This window comes from Streptomyces sp. L2 (genome assembly GCF_004124325.1).
Lineage (GTDB): Bacteria > Actinomycetota > Actinomycetes > Streptomycetales > Streptomycetaceae > Streptomyces.
Window position 1 is genome coordinate 4,517,315 of the sequence record NZ_QBDT01000001.1, and the last position, 16,965, is coordinate 4,534,279.

Genomic DNA, 16,965 nt, shown 5'->3' on the forward strand with positions numbered 1-16,965 from the left:
CCGTGAGGACCCCCGTGAACCCGCTCCGCCCCGCCGCGCGCGCCGCCGCCGTCCCGCCCTCGGCGACCGCCGCGCTCGACGCCCACGCCAAGGCCCTCGCCGCCGCCGGAGCCCCGGTCATCAACCTCACCAGCGGCGAACCGGCGTTCGCCACCGTGGAACCCGCGGCCCGCGCGGCGGAGCAGGCCATAGCCGAGGACTTCACGCGCTACACCCCCGCCGCCGGCATCCCCGCCCTTCGTACCGCGATCGCCGCCCGTCTCAACCGCTACGGCACCGAGTGCGAAGCAGCGGAGGTCGTCGTCACCGCGGGCGCCAAGCAGGCCCTCCACTACGCGTTCACCGCCCTCCTCGAACCGGGCGACGAGGTTCTCGTCCCGGCCCCGTACTGGGTCAGCTACCCACACCTGATCACCCTGGCCGGCGGCAAGCCCGTACCGGTCCAGCCCGAAACCGGCAACGGCCTGAAGGTCACCCCGGAGCAACTGCGCGCCGCCGTCACCAGCCGCACGCGGGTCCTCCTCCTGAACAGCCCGGCCAACCCCTCGGGCGTCGTCTACAGCCGCATCGAACTGGCGGCCCTGGCCGAGGTCGCGGCCGACCACGACCTCGCCATCATCAGCGACGAGATCTGCGACCACTGGGTCTTCGGCGACGCACGGTTCGCCTCCGTCGCCTCCCTCGGACCCGAGATCGCGTCCCGCACCGTCACCATCGGCGGCGTCTCGAAGACCTTCGCGATGACCGGCTGGCGCATCGGATGGCTGGCCGCCCCCACCGAACTGACCACCGCCGTAGCCGCCCTGCAGAGTCACACCGCGTCAGCACCGTCCTCCATCTCCCAACGGGCAGCACTCGGCGCGCTGTCCGCTGACCTGGGAGCCGAGCTGGAGCGCCGCCGCGCCGAGCTGGACGCCCGGCGCCTCACCACCATCAAGGCCCTCGACGACACCCCCGGCCTGCAGGTCGCCGGCACCCCCGAGGGCGCCTTCTTCCTCCTCGCCGATGTCACCGGGCTGTACGGCAAGACCTACGGCGACCGTTCCATCACCTCCGCCGCCGACTTCGCCGAACTCCTCCTGGCCGAGGCCAACGTGGCAGTCGTCCCAGGCACCGATTTCGCCGCACCCAACCACGTCCGGATCTCCTACACAGTGCCGCCCGAGCTACTGAGAGAGGCGCTCGATCGCCTGGCCGACTTTGTCTCCGCCCTGAACTGACCGATGCGGCGAGCACCCGGCCGACGGATCGAGTGGAGGAGCGAGCCGCCCGCCCCATGGGTTAGTGCGTCACTAGGCCAGGCGGGTGAGTCATGAGCTTCTGCTGTCGCCCGAGCCGGATATGCGTGCGCCTGGCTCCCGGCTTCAGCCGCAGGAGCGACGACGTGCTTGACCTGCGGCGAAGGGACCGCGTTTTGAAATCGCGCCTCAGCCGTTTTGAGGGCTGCGGGGTGTCCTGCGCTGACATGCGCGAAGGTGGTTTTCGACAGATCCCACGAAGGCGGGGATCTGTCGGAAAACGTGTCTGGAACCCAGGCCCGGTGAGCTGTGGGTCGCAGGTCTGTCGCCGACAGGTTGTGTGGGCCGATTGGGTCCACCGCGGTCAGTGTAGCGGGTGGGCGGGGGCACGCATCGTAGACACCTGACGGAACCCTTTGAGGCGGGGCAGGGCCTGGCCGAGGGGTTCGGTGCGGTGAAGTGGTTCCTCGCTGCCTCAGTTCGGTCGGCGCCTGGCGGTGGCGCTGCCTTCGTCGGTTGGCCGGGTGGCGGACCCCGTGCCCTCGGCGAGTCCCGATCCCGCCGCCGGTACGGCCGCGAGGGCCGAGATCGCCGCGAGGGTGGTGAAGAGGGCTGGGTAGCCGCCGAGTTGCAGTGCGAGGGCGGCTCCGGCGAACGGGGCTACCGCGGAGGCGGCGGTGGCCGGTGCCCCCAGGAGGGCGGAGAGGTGGGCGTAGTGGGTGGTTCCCCAGCGGTCGCTGACGGCTGTGGCCTGGAGCAGGGGGAGGTTGCCGCGTACTGCTCCGGCGGCGACGGCGACGCCGAGGAGGAGGGGGAAGGGGCCGGGGGTCAGGGCGAGGGCCATGGTGGTGGCTCCGCCCAGGGCGATCAGGGTGACGGTGCGGGTGGTGACGCCGGTATGGCCGGCGAGGGTGGCGTACAGGGTGCGGCCCAGTGTCTGGCCCGCGCCTCCCAGGCCGAGGGCCCACGCGGCGGCTGCGGGGCTCGTGCCACGGCTGATCAGGAGCGGCACGAGGGCGATGACGACGGCGTACATGGCGAAGCTGTTCAGCGTGAGTGCGGCCGTGAGCATCAGGAAGGACCGGCTGCGGACCACGCGTCCGGGTGCGGTGGACGGGCCGGCGGACAGTGCGGGTGCGGGAGGCCAGGGTGCTCGCAGGGCGAAGGCGTGGGCCGGGACGGTCACGAGCGCCAGGATCAGTGCCAGGACCGTGTAGGTGGCGCGCCAGCCCAGGTGGCCGGCGAGTGCGGCGGTCAGCGGGGCGAAGGCGGTGGAGGCGAGTCCGCCCGCGAACGTGACGGTGGTCAGGGCTCGTACGCGCTGCTCGCCCCACCAGCGGGTGAGGGCGGCGAAGGCGGGCTGGTAGAAGGTGGCGGCCATGGAGACCCCGGCCAGCAGCCAGGCCGCCGTGAAGACCGGCAGGGTGGAGGCGTGGGCGACGGCCAGTACGGCCACGACGCCGATCAGGGAGCCCGCCGTCATCACGGCGCGTGGTCCTCGCCGGTCGATGACGCGGCCGACGAGGACGCCGGTGAGCGCCGAGACCAGGAGCGCGCCGGAGAAGGCGGCCGTCGTGGCGGTCGCCGGCCAGCCCGTGCCGGCGGTGATCCGCGGGTTCAGGACGGGGAAGGCGTAGTAGACGATTCCCCAGCCGGTGATCTGGGTGGCGCAGAGGGCTGGCAGGGCGGCGCGCGGCCGTGATCGGTCCCCCGCGCCGATCACGGCCCCGCCGGTCCGGAGATCCTTCATCGGCAGGGGCTGTTCAGCAGCCGCCGGTGGACGCCGGGGCCTGCGTGTCCGCGCCGATCTGGAGGACCGCCGGTGCGCCGCAGCAGCCGCCCGCTGCGCCGCTCTGGGTGGCGTCGGGGGTCTCGTAGAGGCCGGCGCCGCCGCACACGCCGGTTTCGGGGAGGGTCAGTTCCACGCGTTCGGCGGACTCGTGGTCGCCCGCGATCGCCGCGGTGATGGAGCGGGCCTGCTCGTAGCCGGTCAGGGCGAGGAACGTGGGGGCGCGGCCGTAGGACTTCATGCCGGCCAGGTGGACGCCCTGCTCGGGGTGGGCGAGTTCCTTGACGCCGTGCGGGTAGACCGTGCCGCAGGAGTGGACGTTGGGGTCGATGAGCGGGGCGAGCGCGGTCGGGGCCTGGAGGCGTTCGTCGAGGCCGAGGCGGAGCTCGGAGAGGAAGGAGAGGTCCGGGCGGAAGCCGGTCAGGACGATGACCTCGTCGACCGGGTCGAGGCGTCGGCCGTCCTCCGCGCGGAGGACCAGGCTGTCGCCGTCGGTGTCCACGGCCTGGGTGCGGAAGCCGGTGACCGCGCTCGCGTGGCCGGCCTCGACGGCAGCCTTCGCGCGCAGGCCGAGGGCCCCGCGGGCGGGAAGCTGGTCGGCCTCGCCGCCGCCGTAGGTCGAGCCGGTGATGCCGCGGCGCAGGATCCACACCGCGTGCGTGCCCGGCTCCCGCTCCGCCAGGTCGGCGAGGTACGCGAGGGCGGTGAAGGCGGAGGCCCCGGATCCGACGACGGCGGTGCGCCGGCCGGCGTAGCGGGCGCGCACAGCGGGGTCGGTGAGGTCGGGGACACGGTAGGAGATGTGGTCGGCGGCCGCCTTCTCCCCTACGGCGGGCAGGCCGTCGGCGCCCATCGGGCTCGGCGTGGACCAGGTGCCGGAGGCGTCGATGACGGCACGGGCGGCGATGCGCGCCTCCTGGCCGTCCGACGACTCCACGTGCACCGTGAAGGGCTGCTCGTCCCGGCCGGCGTCGACGACGCGGTCACGCCCCGCGCGGGCCACACCGGTCACCCTCGCGCCGTAGCGGACCTTGTCGCCCAGGGTGTCGGCCAGCGGCTGGAGGTACCGCTCGGCCCAGTCGCCACCCGTGGGGTACGCGGCACCGTCGGGCCGGGTCCAGCCGGTCGGAGCCAGCAGCTTCTCGGCGGCCGGGTCGATGACCTCCGCCCACGGCGAGAACAGCCGCACATGCGCCCACTCCCGTACGGCGGCACCGGCCGACGCACCTGCCTCCAGGACCAGCGGTTCGATACCGCGCTCGACGAGACGGGCGGCGGCGGCCAGCCCGATGGGGCCCGCACCGATGACGACAACAGGCAGCTGGTCGGTCCTGGCACTCACGGCATTCCCCTTTACTTCGACGATCGTCGATGGCTTGTGGGGTCAGCATGGCACCTGATTTGATAGACGTCAACATAGACGTTCATCGAATTATTGACACTCGCGTGAGGGGCGGCCGGCCGCGCCTGGGCGTTTTGATTCGATGTATGTCAACGTAGACGTATGTCGAACTCGAAGGCGCTGCCGCTGATCGAACCGGACTACGACGCCGCGGTGCCCTGTTGCCCGCCCCTCACCGAGCGGGCGTTCACGGCGGAGGAGGCCGAGACCGCCGCCCGGATGTTCAAGGCGCTCGGTGACCCCGTGCGGCTGCGGTTGTTCTCGGCGGTGGCCTCGCACGAGGGCGGCGAGGCGTGCGTGTGCGACATCTCCGACGTGGGCGTGTCCCAGCCGACCGTCTCCCACCACCTGAAGAAGCTCCGGGAGGCCGGCCTGCTCACCTCCGAGCGGCGCGGCACCTGGGTGTACTACCGCGTGGAGCCGTCCGTCCTGGCCGCGATGGGCCGGCTGCTGACGCTCGGCCCGACCGCGGCTTGAGCAGGGCGACGGCCTTCAGCTGAACAGGGCGACGGCCTTCACCCGAGCAGCGCCGTGATGTCGCGAGCCGCCTCGCGTGGGGCGGCCGGTGCCGATGAGGGTGGCGGACGCCGGGCCGGTCCAGTCGCCGTAGCCGAGCAGGTGCAGGCGCGGCTCGTCGGCCGAAGCCGTCATGTCCTGTGTACCGTCAGCCTTCCCGTGGCGCGGTCACCGGCTGCCGGGTGTCGGTGAATCTGCGCCGCCGGGCGAGGGAGACGTAGACGAGGGCGACCAGGACCGGGGCCTCGATGAGCGGGCCGACGACGCCCGAGAGGGCCTGGCCGCTGGTGACGCCGAAGGTGGCGATGGCGACGGCGATGGCGACGGCGAGTTCGAAGTCGCTGCCGGCGGCGGTGAAGGCGAGCGTGGCGGTGCGGTCGTGGGCCAGACCGATCGCCTTGCCGAGGGCGAAGACGCCGAACCACATCACGGCGAAGTACGCCAGCAGCGGGAGCGCGATGCGGGCGACGTCCAGCGGTCGCGAGGTGATCGTCTTCCCCTGCAGGGCGAAGAGGACGACGATCGCGGAGAGCAGGCCGTACAGCGCCCACGGGCCGATCTTCGAAAGGAAGGCCGTCTCGTACGACGTCCGGCCCAGCTTCCTTTCGCCGATGCGCCGGGTCAGGAAGCCCGCGAGCAGCGGGACACCGAGGAAGACGACGACGTTCGCCGCGGTCTTCCGACCGGTCTCCGCCTTGCCTGACCGGCTGTGCCCTTGAGGGTTGCTGAACAAGCGGGCCGGCGTGGGTCACTCTGGGGTGGTGCGCGCAAGTACCCGCTTGGCTGCGGCGATCCGCTCGGCGAGCCGCTGTGTGAAGCGGGTGAGTGCGGGGGTCGTGGCCGCGATGTACTGCTTGTCGTAGCCGCTCTGGACGGCGACGGCGGTTCCCATGAAGTTCGTGGATCGCTTGCAGGCCATGTCGGTGGTCGCGGTGTCGATCTCGGCTTTGCTGTGTGTCACGGAGCTGTTGGCGCTCGTCGCCTGGGTGCGCCAGCGTGAGTCCATGTAGGCGTCCGCGGGCGTCGCGTACGTGAAGCCGTGCGCCTTCATGCAGGCGCTCCATGCCCGGTCGGCTTCCACCACGCGCGGATCGTCCAGTGGCTCCTTGGGGCCCCCTCCCGGAAGCGCCGACGGGTCGGCTCCGAGGAGGGACGACGCTCCGGCCGTGTCGAGGCCCTCCTTCAGGCAGCCGCCTCGGGGTACGGCCTTGCCGTGAAAGACGGTGATCGTGGCACCGGTGTCGTCCCGGCCGAAGTAGACCCGCCGAACCGCAGTCGGTATCGCCGCCCGGGACCGGGGTACGGCGACGGCGTCGTAGCCCTTGGCCGCGATCTGGTCCGGGGCGGCGAAGTAGCCGTAGAGCGCGGACCGTACGTCTCGGCGTGCCGGGTCGCCCGGTGCCGGTTCCGGGCCGGGTGTCTGCGAGATGCCGAACCTTTTCAGGCACTTGACGCTCGACACGTAGGCGGCCCGCTCGACGATCTCGGTCTGTGCGGGGGTGGGGAGGTATGCGTCGATCGGCCGCACGACCTGGTCGACACGGGTGATGGCGGTGATCCTTCCGGTCGGTGGCAGTGTCGGCCGGCCGGCCGCCGTCGCGCCGCAGCCCGCGAGAGTGGTGACCAGTGTGGTGGTGGCCAGCGCCCGGGAGAGCTTCATTCGGGTCCTTCCAAGGAAAAGCGTCCGCCGCCGCGTTGCGAGCACACGGCGGCGGACGCCGGGTTCACGGACCGGGCCGGTCGGCGGTCACGTCCAGTTGGGGTTGTCGATCTCCAGCGCGAAGGTCATGTTGTTGTCGCCCAAGTAGGGGCTCCACTGACCAGGCCTCAGCTTGAGCGGCCCGTTCACGTTGTAGAAGCAGGCCCAGTTCCAGTTCGTGTGCTCGTAGACGGCGTGGGAGATCTGGTTCACGCCGAAGAGCTGGTGAGTGGTCTTGTAGCCGATGGAACCGGCGGCGCAGTAGTTCGTGCCGCCGGAGGTGACCACGGTGAGTCCGTTGGTCGGGCAGCCCGTGGCGCCGATCGCGTGGGCGGGCGCGGCCATCGCCACGCCGGCGCCTGCAAGGGCGAGGGCCGAGACGGCGATTCCGGCCTTCCTGCGGATACTCACACCGCCGGGGCGGGGGCTGGTCATGGAGCGAGGCATGTGGATGTTCCTTTCGTCGAGTCTCCGGTGCCGTGCCGTGCCGTGCCGTGCCGTGCCGTGCCGGTGCGCGGAAGCGCCGTTGTCGCGACTGGTGCGCCGCGTGGACGGGCGGCCGGCGTGCGGAGAAGGATGAGAGCTGGGCGAGCCGCTGTGACACTCGGCGTCGCGTCCGTGGTGCGTGCCCATCGTTACGGGCGGGACCGGACGCGGGCAGCTTTTACCCGGTACACGCAAAAGCCCTGATCAGGGCGTCAAGACCACTGGGGGCGACTTTGATACGCATTCATCTCGGGTCCGAGGGGTTAGGCAACGTGCGGCTCTGTGCCGTCCCCGACTTCGACGCCGAACTGTCGGCGGCGGGGGTGGCCCAAGCCCGGCGCGGGCGGCCCGATGAGCCGTTGGCGCAGCTGTACTCCCGAAGCACCCGCCCGGATCTCGCCGAAGGCGTCGGCCCGCAGTACCTGTCCCATTTGTTCGCCCGACGCTCTCCCATGCCCTTCACCAAGGCGCTCGCCGAAGGGGACGACCGGGCCCATGGCGTCCTGGCCGAGATCACCGGCCATCTGCGCAGCGTGGCTGTCGACGCGCGGCGTACGGGCATCAGTTCGGCGGTCTCGGCTCGGGTGGCTGACCTGTCGCACCTCTACGTCGGCAGGGGAGCCTCGGCGATGCTCCACCGACTCGGACACCGCATCAGGCTCCGACACGGCGTCCTGGAGGTGCCCACGGTCTTCGACGCCGACATGGAACTCGGCGACCGCGCCCTCCGGATCCAGGCGGTGGCGCTCGGCAGGCAGGTGGTGCTGGCCGAGCCGGCCCTCGACCACCTGACCGTCCGGATTCCGGCAGGAGCACCTCCGCAGCCCCATTCGGACCAACTGCTCGCTCTTCGTGCCCTGTTGGGTACCGGCCGGGCGGAGGCGCTTGAGGCCGTCGTCGTGTCCGGAGGCATCACAGGGCAGCAACTCGCCTCGCGGCTCGGCGTGTCGAACGCCGCGGCCAGTCGGTCCGCAGCGGTGCTACGCCGTACCGGTCTGATCCGGAGCCTGCGCATGGGCCAGTCCGTCAGGCACGTCGCGACCCCCCTGGGATATCACCTGGCACAGTCGGGGGCGGCGACGGGCCGGTGACCTTAGGAGGGGTATCGGCCCGCGGTTCCCGATCCCACCCATGAGGTCGAGAAGAACACGGCCTGGTCACGGCCATCCCTGTCCACGACCTAACCCCGCGTCACCCGGACCCGGTAGTTGCCGTCCATGTCGATGCCCAGGACCCGGACGGTCACCTTGTGCCGTACGTCCCTGAAGGACTCGCCCGGGGTGAAGGGGGCGTCGGAGAGTTCGGCCTGGACGTTGGGGCTGCGGGTGCAGCCGCCGCTGTTGGGGTGGGAGTCGTAGACCTTGACCGGGCCGCGGCCGGTGTCGACCGTGGAGTCGACCTTGTAGATGAGGATGCCCGGCCGGCACACGTCCTCGTCGTTGCCGCTCTGGGTGCGCAGTTCCAGGGCGTAGCCGGTGCGCCCGTCCAGCGGGACGAAGACGAGTTTGCCGCCGCCCGGCCGGGAGAGCGGGGTCAGGGTGTACTCGGTGGAGCCGGAGCGGGCGGCGCAGGCGACCTGGGAGGCGTCCAGCCAGCCGAGTTTCCACTTGTGCCAGGCGAGCATGTCGTTGTCGGCGCCCCAGTCCTCGCTCATGATGTCCCAGTGGCCGACGGAGCCGCCGCCCGCCTGGGTGTAGAGGTCGGGCAGGCCGAAGACGTGGCCGTTCTCGTGGGGCAGGACGCGGTAGCCGGTCTTGGCGTAGGAGCCGGAGCCGTCGTCCTGGCGGGAGTAGACGAAGGACGCGTTGGCGATGGGCACGCCGTCGGCGACCGGGGCCTCGCTGTTGCCCGCGAAGGTCACGGACAGGACCGTGTCGAGTGCGGAGGGGCCCGCGTTGGGCGTGACGAGCACGTTCAGCAGGTCGTACGAGCGGAAGTCCACCCTGGGATCGGCGGCGGCCACGATGTCCTGGACCAGCTGCCGGTACCCGGGGTCGAAGGGGGCGCCGCGCTCTATGCCGTAGGACCGGAAGGGTCTGGGCATGCGCAGCCAGGTGGGGATGGGGGTCTCGGGGCGGTAGTCGAGACGGCCGTACGACGCGGTCGCGAACCACTTGCGGGTCTGCGGGAAGAACTCGTGGAAGCGGTTGAGGGCGCTGCCCCGGCCCGGCGCGTCGGAGAAGTCGATCATCAGGGTGAGGGCGTGGACGGTCCCGGTGGAGGGGGCGTAGCCGCCCGGCGTGGGGATGCCCTCCGTCATCTGCACGCCGAGACCGCCGTTGATCATGCAGGAGGCGAGCGCGGGGGTGCGGGCCTGGCCGACGGGTCCCGCGGTGGACGGCGTCGCCAGGTGGCCGGTGCCGGCCGCGGTGCTCAGCGCGAAGGTCAGGGCGGTCACGAGGGCGAGGGCGGCCACACGGCGTGGGCGTATGAGACGGCGGTGCGGCTGCGGCTGCATGCATGGACCCTTCGCTCCACGGCAGCCGCCGGTCTCCGACTGCACCCATGCGCTCACCCTGTGTCGCGGGGGCGGGAGGCGCGCGCTGGAGGCGACCGATCGTGGGATTTACAGCCCGCAGGGGTGTGAAATAGGGGCGAAGTGGGGTGAGTCGGACGCCCGGAGGGCCGCTGGGTGCGCTGTGAGCCAGGTCACCGGAAATCTTTCCCGAGATGGGAAACAAACGGGGAGCCGTTCCCCGTTTAGCACTGTGTCCGAACGAAACGGGGAGAGCCTCCCCGGATCGTCACCAGCTTCGAGAAGGTCGCCGGCTGCAGCCGGTCGCCGGTCACCATCAGCCCAGCAGTCGAGGAGTCCGCCGTGCAGACCGCCACCCCCGTACAGCGCAAGGTGCCCCGGCCCCGCGCCGACGCCCTGCGCAACCGGGAGCGGATCGTCACCGCCGCCCAGGAGATGTTCGTCGAGCACGGCGCGGGGGTGCCGCTCGATGAGATCGCCCGCAGGGCCGGCGTCGGCAACGCCACGCTGTACCGGAACTTCCCCGACCGCGACGCCCTGGTCCGCGAGGTGGTCTGCACCGTCATGGACCGTACGTCCGAGGCGGCCGAGCGGGCCCTCGCGGAGGGGGACGCCTTCGCGGCGCTGGAACGCTTCGCGCACTCCGCCGCCGACGAGCGGATCAGCGCGCTGTGCCCGATGGTGTCCAGCACCTTCGACCAGCACCACCCCGACCTGGAAGCGGCCCGAACCCGGGTCGAACACCTCGTCGAGGAGGTCATGACCCGCGCCAAGTCGGCCGGCCAGCTCCGCCCCGATGTGGGCGTCGGTGACCTGCTGATAGGCGTCGCGCAGATCAGCCGGCCCCCGGCCGGCACGGACTGCCTGGTCGCCGACCGCTTCGTCCACCGTCATCTGCAGCTGTTCCTGGACGGGCTGCGGGCCCCGGCCCACACCGTCCTTCCGGGTACGGCCATCACCTTGGAGGAACTGCGTCAGTGCTGACCACGCGGACCGGCGGCCACTGAACCGCCCGGTCCGGCGGTCACCGAACCGAGTCCGGCCGCGGAACCGAGTCCGGTCACCGAATCGAGTCCGGCCGCGACCGACCGCGTCGTAGCCGATGAGTTCGGGGGACGGCACCAGTCTCCCCCTGTGCACGTGCCGCGCCCGGCGCCCACCGCCTCACTGACCCCTGCCCTCACCCGAACCTGCCCTCACCTGCTCTTTTCCGTCACGAAGTCCCGAAGTGGGTACCACCATGTCCGAAACAGCCCTCAAGGCTCCCGGCGTCACCGCCAACAGCGGTGACGCGAACCGCTGGAAAGCGCTCGTCTTCATCGCGCTCGCCCAGCTGATGGTCGTCCTCGACGCCACCATCGTGAACATCGCCCTGCCCTCCGCCCAGCAGGACCTCGGCATATCCGACGGCAACCGGCAGTGGGTCATCACGGCCTACGCCCTCGCCTTCGGCGGCCTGCTCCTGTTCGGCGGCCGGATCGCCGACCTGTGGGGCCGCAAGCGCGCCTTCGTCACCGGTCTGACCGGCTTCGCCGCGGCCTCCGCGCTCGGCGGCGCCGCCACCACCGGCGCGATGATGTTCGGCGCCCGCGCCCTCCAGGGTGTCTTCGGCGCCCTGCTCGCCCCGGCCGCGCTGTCCCTGCTCGCCGTGATGTTCACGGACGCCAAGGAGCGCGCCAAGGCCTTCGGCATCTACGGCGCGATCGCCGGCGGCGGCGGCGCCGTCGGCCTGATCCTCGGCGGCTTCCTCACCGAGTACCTGGACTGGCGCTGGACCTTCTTCGTGAACGTGCCGTTCGCGATCGTCGCCGCGCTCGGCGCCTACTTCGTCATCCGCGAGCCCAAGGGCGGCCGCAACCGCTCCCCGCTCGACATCCCCGGCGTGATCCTGTCCACCCTCGGCCTGGTCGCCCTGGTCTACGGCTTCACCCGCGCCGCGTCCGACGGCTGGGGCGACACCCTGACCGTCTCGATGTTCGTCGCCTCGGTGGTGCTGCTGCTCGCGTTCGTGCTGGTCGAGTCCCGGGTCAAGGCCCCGCTGCTGCCGCTGCGCGTGGTCCGCGACCGCAACCGCGGCGGTGTCTACCTCTCGCTCGGCCTCGCCATCATCGGCATGTTCGGCCTGTTCCTCTTCCTGACCTACTACCTGCAGATCGTGAAGGGCTACTCGCCGGTCAAGACCGGGTTCGCGTTCCTGCCGATGATCGTCGGCATGATCACGGGCTCCACCCAGATCGGTGCCCGCCTGATGACCCGGACCCCGGCCCGGCTGCTCATGGGCCCCGGCTTCCTGGTCGCCGGCATCGGCATGCTGCTGCTGACGCAGATGGAGATCGGTTCGTCGTACGCCGCGCTGCTGCTGCCCGCGATGCTGCTGCTCGGCCTCGGCATGGGTACGGCGTTCATGCCGGCCATGTCCCTGGCCACCACCGGAGTCGAGCCCCGGGACGCCGGTGTCGCCTCCGCGATGGTCAACACCTCGCAGCAGGTGGGCGGCGCGATCGGCACCGCCCTGCTGAACACGATCGCCGCGTCCGCGAAGACGTCGTACATCAAGGACCACATCGCCGGCGCCGCCTCCAAGCCGCAGCAGCAGCTGGTCGGGCTGCAGGGCATGGTGCACGGCTACACCACGGCGATCTGGTTCGCCGTCGGCATCCTCGGCCTGGCCGCGCTGATCGCCTTCACCTTCGTCAACGCCGGCCGCCCCGGCTCCACCACGGTGGCCACGGGCGACGGCCAGGGCGTCGAGGACGAGGTGCCGGTGCCGGTGGTGGCCCACTGACCGCCGGTGGTGCCCCACTGACCGGGCGTACGGCGACGGCTTAGCGGAGCCAGGGCAGGTCCGCACCCGCTTCGTTGGGCTGGAGGCCCTCGGCGACGATCTCCATGATCTCGCCGAGGGCTTTCTGCTGTTCCGGCGTCAGCCGCTCGAACATCGCCTGCCGTACGGCGGTCACATGGCCCGGCGCGGTGCGCCGCAGCACCTCCAGACCCTCCTCGGTGAGCACGGCGAACTGGCCCCGCTTGTCGCCCGGGCAGTCCTCGCGGCGCACCCAGCCGTTCTTCTCCAGGCGCGCGACGGCGTGCGACAGCCGGGAGCGGGTGATCTTCGACCTCATCGCCAGCTCGGTCATCCGCAGCCGGCGGCGCGGCGCCTCGGCGAGGGTGACGAGGAGGCCGTAGTAGATGTGCGGCATGCCCGCGTCCCGCTGGAGCTGCCGGTCGAGGTGGTCCTCCAGCAGGGTCGTGGCGTGCAGATAGGCGCGCCAGACGCGCTGTTCGTCGTCGGTGAGCCAGCGGTGCCGGTCGGCGGGGCCCGTTGCCGTGTTCATGGGATCCACTGTACGGGGCGGGTTCTTGAAACTTGAACTAGTTGCGGGCGGGGCGTACGGTGGAGAGGAAAGCTTGAGAGTTAAAGGACTTTTCCTGGGGAGCCGCCGCCATGTCGTCCGTCGCCGTCGAGGAACACCGCCCCGTCACCCCGGAGCGCATGCCCGCCCTGTACCTCAGCCACGGCGCCCCGCCGCTCGCCGACGACCCCGTCTGGCCCGGCCAGCTCGCCGCCTGGGCCGCCGGCCTGCCCCGCCCCCGGGCGATCCTCATGGTCTCCGCCCACTGGGAGGAGGCCCCGCTCGCCCTAGGCGCCACCGAAACCGTGCCCCTCGTGTACGACTTCTGGGGCTTCCCCGAGCACTACTACCGGGTCCGCTACGACGCCCCCGGCGCACCGGAGCTGGCCGACTCCGTCCGCAAGCTGCTGCGCGCCCCCGGCACCCCCGTCCAGGACATCCCCGACCGGGGCCTCGACCACGGCGCCTACGTCCCGCTCGTCGAGATGTTCCCGGCCGCCGACATCCCCGTCCTGCAGATCTCCATGCCCACGCTCGACCCCGCCCGCCTGATGGACATCGGCCGCAGGCTCGCCCCGCTGCGCGACGAGGGCGTGCTGATCGTCGGCTCCGGGTTCTTCACCCACAACCTGGCCGCCCTGCGCCACACCGGCGGCGGCGTCCCGAGCTGGTCCGCCGAGTTCGACGACTGGGGGCGGCGGGCGCTGGAGCACCGCGACTGGGACACCCTGCTGGACTTCATGGACAAGGCCCCGGCCGGCCGCTACGCCCACCCGCGCACCGAGCACTTCGCCCCGCTGTTCGTGACCATGGGCGCGGCCGAGGCCGCCGGCGAACTCGCCGACCAGAGGTCCGTGATCGACGGGTTCTGGATGGGGCTGGCGAAGCGGTCGGTGCAGTTCGGCTGAGAGGACGGTTGGGGACGGGTGAGGGCACGGTCCGCCGGCGCGGCAACCTTCCGGGGGAGTGGGCCGTCTACCGGGGTGGGAGAGCCGAGCAGCACAGTGGCGTGATGGGCGTCTCTTTCCGGCGGTGCCCACGGAGATCCGCGAGGGCGGCGGGGCGGGCGCGAATCACCGCCTGACCTGCGCTTCCGTACGGTCGGTGACCGAGCGCAGCCGACGTGGGGCGACAGGGTACTGCAAGATCAGAAAAATCGAGGGGCGGGTTGGGAATTCTGTCCGGATTCTAGTCGTTGTTTCCATCGGATGCAGGGCACTCGGTCAGAGTTCCGGCAGACAGACCGGAGACCGCCCCCGAAGTGCCGAGCGTTCGTCAGGATCACCCGCCAGTCCACCATCGCAAGGGAGCACGCATGGCAACCCGTGCCGTCGCCCGTCGTCAGTCCGCCACCGGCGAGACAGGCGGCTCGGCAGGCAGTGTTCGCGCCCACGCCGGCGAGATCGCCGACCGCGACCTGGTCGGCATGTACCTCGACGAGATCGCGCGTACACCGCTGCTGGACGCCGCCAAGGAGGTCGAGCTGTCCCAGACCATCGAGGCGGGCGTGTTCGCGCGGCAGGTTCTCGAAGGTGACGAGGAGACCAGGGCGGAAGCCTCCCGCGAGGAGCTGGAGGCGCTGGTCGCCGAGGGCGAGCGGGCCAAGGACGTCTTCATCCGCTCCAACCTCCGCCTCGTCGTGGCGGTGGCCCGGCGCTACCCGCGCAGCGGCCTGCCCCTGCTCGACCTGATCCAGGAGGGCAACGCGGGCCTGGTCCGCGCCGTCGAGAAGTTCGACTACCGCAAGGGCTTCAAGTTCTCGACGTACGCCACCTGGTGGATCCGTCAGGCCATCACCCGCTCCATCGCCGACCAGTCGCGCACGATCCGGCTCCCCGTCCACCTGGTGGAGGAGTTGGGCCGTATCCGCCGTGTCCAGCGGGAGTTCAACCGGGAGCACGGCCGGGAGCCGGAGCCGGCGGAGATCGCCGCCGAGCTGGGCTCGAACCCGGAGCGCGTCATCGACGTGCTCGACTGGGCCCGTGACCCGGTCTCGCTGAACATGTCCGTGGACGACGACGGCGACACGCAGTTCGGCGACCTGCTGGAGGACACCTCGGCGGTGTCTCCCGAGCAGTCGGTGCTCACGCTGCTGCGCAGCGAGGAACTGGACGACCTGATCGGCCGCCTCGACCAGCGCACGGCCTCCATCATCAAGATGCGGTACGGCATCGAGGACGGCCGGGAGCGCACGCTGACCGAGGTCGGCAAGGAGCACGGCCTCACCCGCGAGCGCATCCGCCAGATCGAGAAGCACGCCCTGCTGGAGCTGAAGAAGCTGGCCCGCGACACGGGGTTCGACGCGGCGGCGTAGGCGGTTCGCGGACCGGTCCGGTGCGGGGTGTCCGTTGGGACGGCCGGGTCCGGTCCTGGCCTACTCGGACGGATGCGGCCCTCGCTCACGCGCCGGGTGCGGTTCTGGCTTCGGGCGCGGTCCTCGCCCATGGGATCGGGTGCGGTCCTCGCCCACGCGGACGCGTGACTCGGGGAGTTCTTCGCCGTAGCAGCACAAGTGGATTGTGCCGTACCGGCGTACGCCGGGTGGCGAAAGACGGCGCAAACATGGCGTGGTACCGCCGCTTCAAGGCCGGGGTCCGGGGGAAAAACCCTCCAGGGCCCCGGAGTTGGGCCCTCACAGCACTCCCAGGACCGCACTCCCCCCACGGTTCACCAGCCTGACCCCAGCCCGCACCTCTGGTTCGACACCCCCACGCAGTACCGCACGCCCGGCCACATGGTGAAAGCCACGTCCCGACGCACATCCCCCCCGGCGTCGGGACCTCCCAGAGCCGGGCTTCGGCGCCTACCCCCCCCGGGCGCCGGAGCCCGGCTGTTCTTCGTGGGGGGGCGTGGACGCTCCTGCTCGCCGAGGCCGAGTGCCGAGTGCCGAATACGGCGGGCCACCCCGTACCTGAACGCCGGGGTGGCACCGCCGGATGCCAGATTCTGCCACATCGGCACAGCGTCTCCACCAGGCCCGGTGTCACCCGGCCGCCCGGCTCAGCCGTGCCCCCAACGCCCTTACCGAGTCGACGAGTTCGGTCGGTGACCGGACCGTGAACTCGTACCCCGTCATCGCCAGCCGCACCGCCAGCCACTCCACGGGGTCACCGGAGGTCCCGTGCAGCACGCAGCCGTCGGCGCCGTCCGCCTCCGGGGTGCCGAGCCAGCCCGGGACCCGTGCCGCGACCGACTCCACCGGTGCGGCGAACCGCACCTCGAACGCGTACGTCTCCTGCCGGCGATGGATGGACTGCCGGAGGAACTCCGCCGCGCTGCCCGTCGGCAGCTCCCGGGGCGTGAACCGGGCCCCGGTCGCGAACGGTTCGCTGACCCGGTCCACGCGGAACGTGCGCCAATCCTCGCGGTCGAGGTCGTACGCGACGAGGTACCAGCGGCGGCCCGTCGACACCAGCCGGTACGGCTCGGTCAGCCGGCGCGACTCGCTGCCGTCCTTCGCCCGGTAGGCGAACCGGAGCCGCTCCCCGCCGGCCACCGTGGACGCCATGACGGTCAGCGTCTCGGGCGCGATGGTCGCCCCGTCGCCGCTGGTCAGCGGGGTGGTCGCGGCCTGGAGTGTGGAGACCCGGTGGCGCAGCCGGGCCGGCAGCACCTGCTCCAGCTTGGCGAGCGCCCGCACCGAGGCCTCGTCGACGCCCTCCAGGGCGTGTCCGGCGCCGGCGCGCAGGCCGACGGCGATGGCCACGGCCTCCTCGTCGTCCAGCACGAGCGGTGGCATCGCCTTGCCCGCGACCAGCCGGTACCCGCCGTCGGCGCCCATCGTGGCCTGCACGGGATAGCCCAGTTCGCGCAGCCGGTCGACGTCCCGCCGCACGGTACGGCGGGACACCCCGAGCCGGTCGGCCAGCTCGCCGCCGGGCCACTCGCGCGGGGTCTGGAGGAGGGAGAGGAGCTGCAGCAGCCGTGCCGGAGTGTCCGTCGTCATGTCATCGAGGATGCCCCATATCTAGGACATGATCTGACCTACTGGGGTTCTAGCTTGTTC

At 71.5% G+C, this 16,965-nt stretch carries 15 protein-coding genes and 1 pseudogene; 7 read left to right on the forward strand and 9 right to left on the reverse strand.

Annotated features, from left to right (window positions below; genetic code table 11):
* Positions 1-2 precede the first annotated feature (2 nt).
* Positions 3-1,220: a pyridoxal phosphate-dependent aminotransferase gene (locus tag DBP14_RS20195; protein WP_241740983.1), complete on the forward strand. Its 1,218-nt coding sequence runs from the start codon at positions 3-5 to the stop codon at positions 1,218-1,220.
* Between the two features lie 493 nt (positions 1,221-1,713).
* Here DBP14_RS20195 and DBP14_RS20200 read toward each other — a convergent pair whose 3' ends face one another.
* On the reverse strand, positions 1,714-2,988 hold the full coding sequence (locus DBP14_RS20200; RefSeq protein ID WP_129308563.1) for an MFS transporter: 1,275 nt from the start codon (positions 2,986-2,988) through the stop codon (positions 1,714-1,716).
* 13 nt (positions 2,989-3,001) lie between these two features.
* Positions 3,002-4,369 carry an NAD(P)-binding domain-containing protein gene (locus tag DBP14_RS20205; RefSeq protein WP_129308564.1) on the reverse strand — a complete coding sequence of 456 codons (1,368 nt, stop codon included), beginning with the start codon at positions 4,367-4,369 and terminating at the stop codon, positions 3,002-3,004.
* A gap of 162 nt (positions 4,370-4,531) precedes the next feature.
* Here DBP14_RS20205 and DBP14_RS20210 point away from each other — a divergent pair, with 162 nt between their 5' ends.
* Positions 4,532-4,906, forward strand: a complete 375-nt coding sequence (locus DBP14_RS20210) for a metalloregulator ArsR/SmtB family transcription factor (RefSeq protein ID WP_129308565.1) — start codon at positions 4,532-4,534, stop codon at positions 4,904-4,906.
* A gap of 15 nt (positions 4,907-4,921) precedes the next feature.
* On the opposite strand, the gene DBP14_RS36140 is transcribed toward DBP14_RS20210, so the two are convergent.
* The 4 genes and pseudogenes from DBP14_RS36140 to DBP14_RS20225 all read right to left on the reverse strand — a co-directional run bounded on the left by DBP14_RS36140 (position 4,922) and on the right by DBP14_RS20225 (position 7,091).
* Positions 4,922-5,080: a hypothetical protein gene (locus DBP14_RS36140; protein ID WP_164992211.1), complete on the reverse strand. Its 159-nt coding sequence runs from the start codon at positions 5,078-5,080 to the stop codon at positions 4,922-4,924.
* A gap of 13 nt (positions 5,081-5,093) precedes the next feature.
* Positions 5,094-5,624, reverse strand: a pseudogene (locus DBP14_RS20215) (arsenical-resistance protein); the annotation flags it as partial.
* 69 nt (positions 5,625-5,693) lie between these two features.
* A complete protein-coding gene (locus tag DBP14_RS20220; protein ID WP_129308566.1) occupies positions 5,694-6,605 on the reverse strand; it encodes a hypothetical protein in 912 nt (303 codons plus the stop codon).
* Between the two features lie 87 nt (positions 6,606-6,692).
* Complete coding sequence (locus DBP14_RS20225; RefSeq protein ID WP_129308567.1) at positions 6,693-7,091, reverse strand: hypothetical protein; 399 nt, start codon at positions 7,089-7,091, stop codon at positions 6,693-6,695.
* Between the two features lie 311 nt (positions 7,092-7,402).
* On the opposite strand from DBP14_RS20225, the gene DBP14_RS20230 reads away from it, so the two are divergent.
* Positions 7,403-8,221, forward strand: a complete 819-nt coding sequence (locus DBP14_RS20230) for an ArsR family transcriptional regulator (RefSeq protein WP_241740984.1) — start codon at positions 7,403-7,405, stop codon at positions 8,219-8,221.
* 89 nt (positions 8,222-8,310) lie between these two features.
* Here the strand turns inward: DBP14_RS20230 and DBP14_RS20235 are convergent, their stop codons facing one another.
* Positions 8,311-9,588: a M6 family metalloprotease domain-containing protein gene (locus DBP14_RS20235; RefSeq protein WP_129308569.1), complete on the reverse strand. Its 1,278-nt coding sequence runs from the start codon at positions 9,586-9,588 to the stop codon at positions 8,311-8,313.
* A gap of 360 nt (positions 9,589-9,948) precedes the next feature.
* On the opposite strand from DBP14_RS20235, the gene DBP14_RS20240 reads away from it, so the two are divergent.
* Together DBP14_RS20240 and DBP14_RS20245 are read left to right on the forward strand one after the other, a co-directional pair.
* Positions 9,949-10,590, forward strand: a complete 642-nt coding sequence (locus DBP14_RS20240; RefSeq protein WP_129308570.1) for a TetR/AcrR family transcriptional regulator — start codon at positions 9,949-9,951, stop codon at positions 10,588-10,590.
* Positions 10,591-10,846: 256 nt separating this feature from the next.
* Entirely contained in the window at positions 10,847-12,391 is a 1,545-nt protein-coding gene (locus DBP14_RS20245; protein WP_129308571.1) for an MFS transporter, read from the forward strand.
* Between the two features lie 40 nt (positions 12,392-12,431).
* On the opposite strand, the gene DBP14_RS20250 is transcribed toward DBP14_RS20245, so the two are convergent.
* Positions 12,432-12,941: a MarR family transcriptional regulator gene (locus DBP14_RS20250; RefSeq protein WP_129308572.1), complete on the reverse strand. Its 510-nt coding sequence runs from the start codon at positions 12,939-12,941 to the stop codon at positions 12,432-12,434.
* A 158-nt stretch (positions 12,942-13,099) separates the two neighbouring features.
* Here DBP14_RS20250 and DBP14_RS20255 point away from each other — a divergent pair, with 158 nt between their 5' ends.
* Both DBP14_RS20255 and DBP14_RS20260 read left to right on the forward strand, forming a co-directional pair.
* Positions 13,100-13,867, forward strand: a complete 768-nt coding sequence (locus DBP14_RS20255; RefSeq protein WP_129311981.1) for a class III extradiol ring-cleavage dioxygenase — start codon at positions 13,100-13,102, stop codon at positions 13,865-13,867.
* A gap of 407 nt (positions 13,868-14,274) precedes the next feature.
* Positions 14,275-15,273: a sigma-70 family RNA polymerase sigma factor gene (locus DBP14_RS20260; RefSeq protein WP_129308573.1), complete on the forward strand. Its 999-nt coding sequence runs from the start codon at positions 14,275-14,277 to the stop codon at positions 15,271-15,273.
* 669 nt (positions 15,274-15,942) lie between these two features.
* On the opposite strand, the gene DBP14_RS20265 is transcribed toward DBP14_RS20260, so the two are convergent.
* On the reverse strand, positions 15,943-16,905 hold the full coding sequence (locus DBP14_RS20265; protein WP_129308574.1) for a WYL domain-containing protein: 963 nt from the start codon (positions 16,903-16,905) through the stop codon (positions 15,943-15,945).
* Between the last annotated feature and the right edge of the window lie 60 nt (positions 16,906-16,965).

Bases quoted from the DNA above. Each gene is read 5' to 3' on its own strand.
- DBP14_RS20255 (WP_129311981.1), top strand. From the start codon at position 13,100: ATGCCCGCCCTGTACCTCAGCCACGGCGCCCCGCCGCTCGCCGACGAC.
- DBP14_RS20265 (WP_129308574.1), bottom strand. From the start codon at position 16,905: ATGACGACGGACACTCCGGCACGGCTGCTGCAGCTCCTCTCCCTCCTC.
- DBP14_RS20245 (WP_129308571.1), top strand. From the start codon at position 10,847: ATGTCCGAAACAGCCCTCAAGGCTCCCGGCGTCACCGCCAACAGCGGT.
- DBP14_RS36140 (WP_164992211.1), bottom strand. From the start codon at position 5,080: ATGACGGCTTCGGCCGACGAGCCGCGCCTGCACCTGCTCGGCTACGGC.
- DBP14_RS20250 (WP_129308572.1), bottom strand. From the start codon at position 12,941: ATGAACACGGCAACGGGCCCCGCCGACCGGCACCGCTGGCTCACCGAC.
- DBP14_RS20235 (WP_129308569.1), bottom strand. From the start codon at position 9,588: ATGCAGCCGCAGCCGCACCGCCGTCTCATACGCCCACGCCGTGTGGCC.
- DBP14_RS20220 (WP_129308566.1), bottom strand. From the start codon at position 6,605: ATGAAGCTCTCCCGGGCGCTGGCCACCACCACACTGGTCACCACTCTC.
- DBP14_RS20260 (WP_129308573.1), top strand. From the start codon at position 14,275: ATGGCAACCCGTGCCGTCGCCCGTCGTCAGTCCGCCACCGGCGAGACA.
- DBP14_RS20200 (WP_129308563.1), bottom strand. From the start codon at position 2,988: ATGAAGGATCTCCGGACCGGCGGGGCCGTGATCGGCGCGGGGGACCGA.
- DBP14_RS20225 (WP_129308567.1), bottom strand. From the start codon at position 7,091: ATGCCTCGCTCCATGACCAGCCCCCGCCCCGGCGGTGTGAGTATCCGC.
- DBP14_RS20210 (WP_129308565.1), top strand. From the start codon at position 4,532: ATGTCGAACTCGAAGGCGCTGCCGCTGATCGAACCGGACTACGACGCC.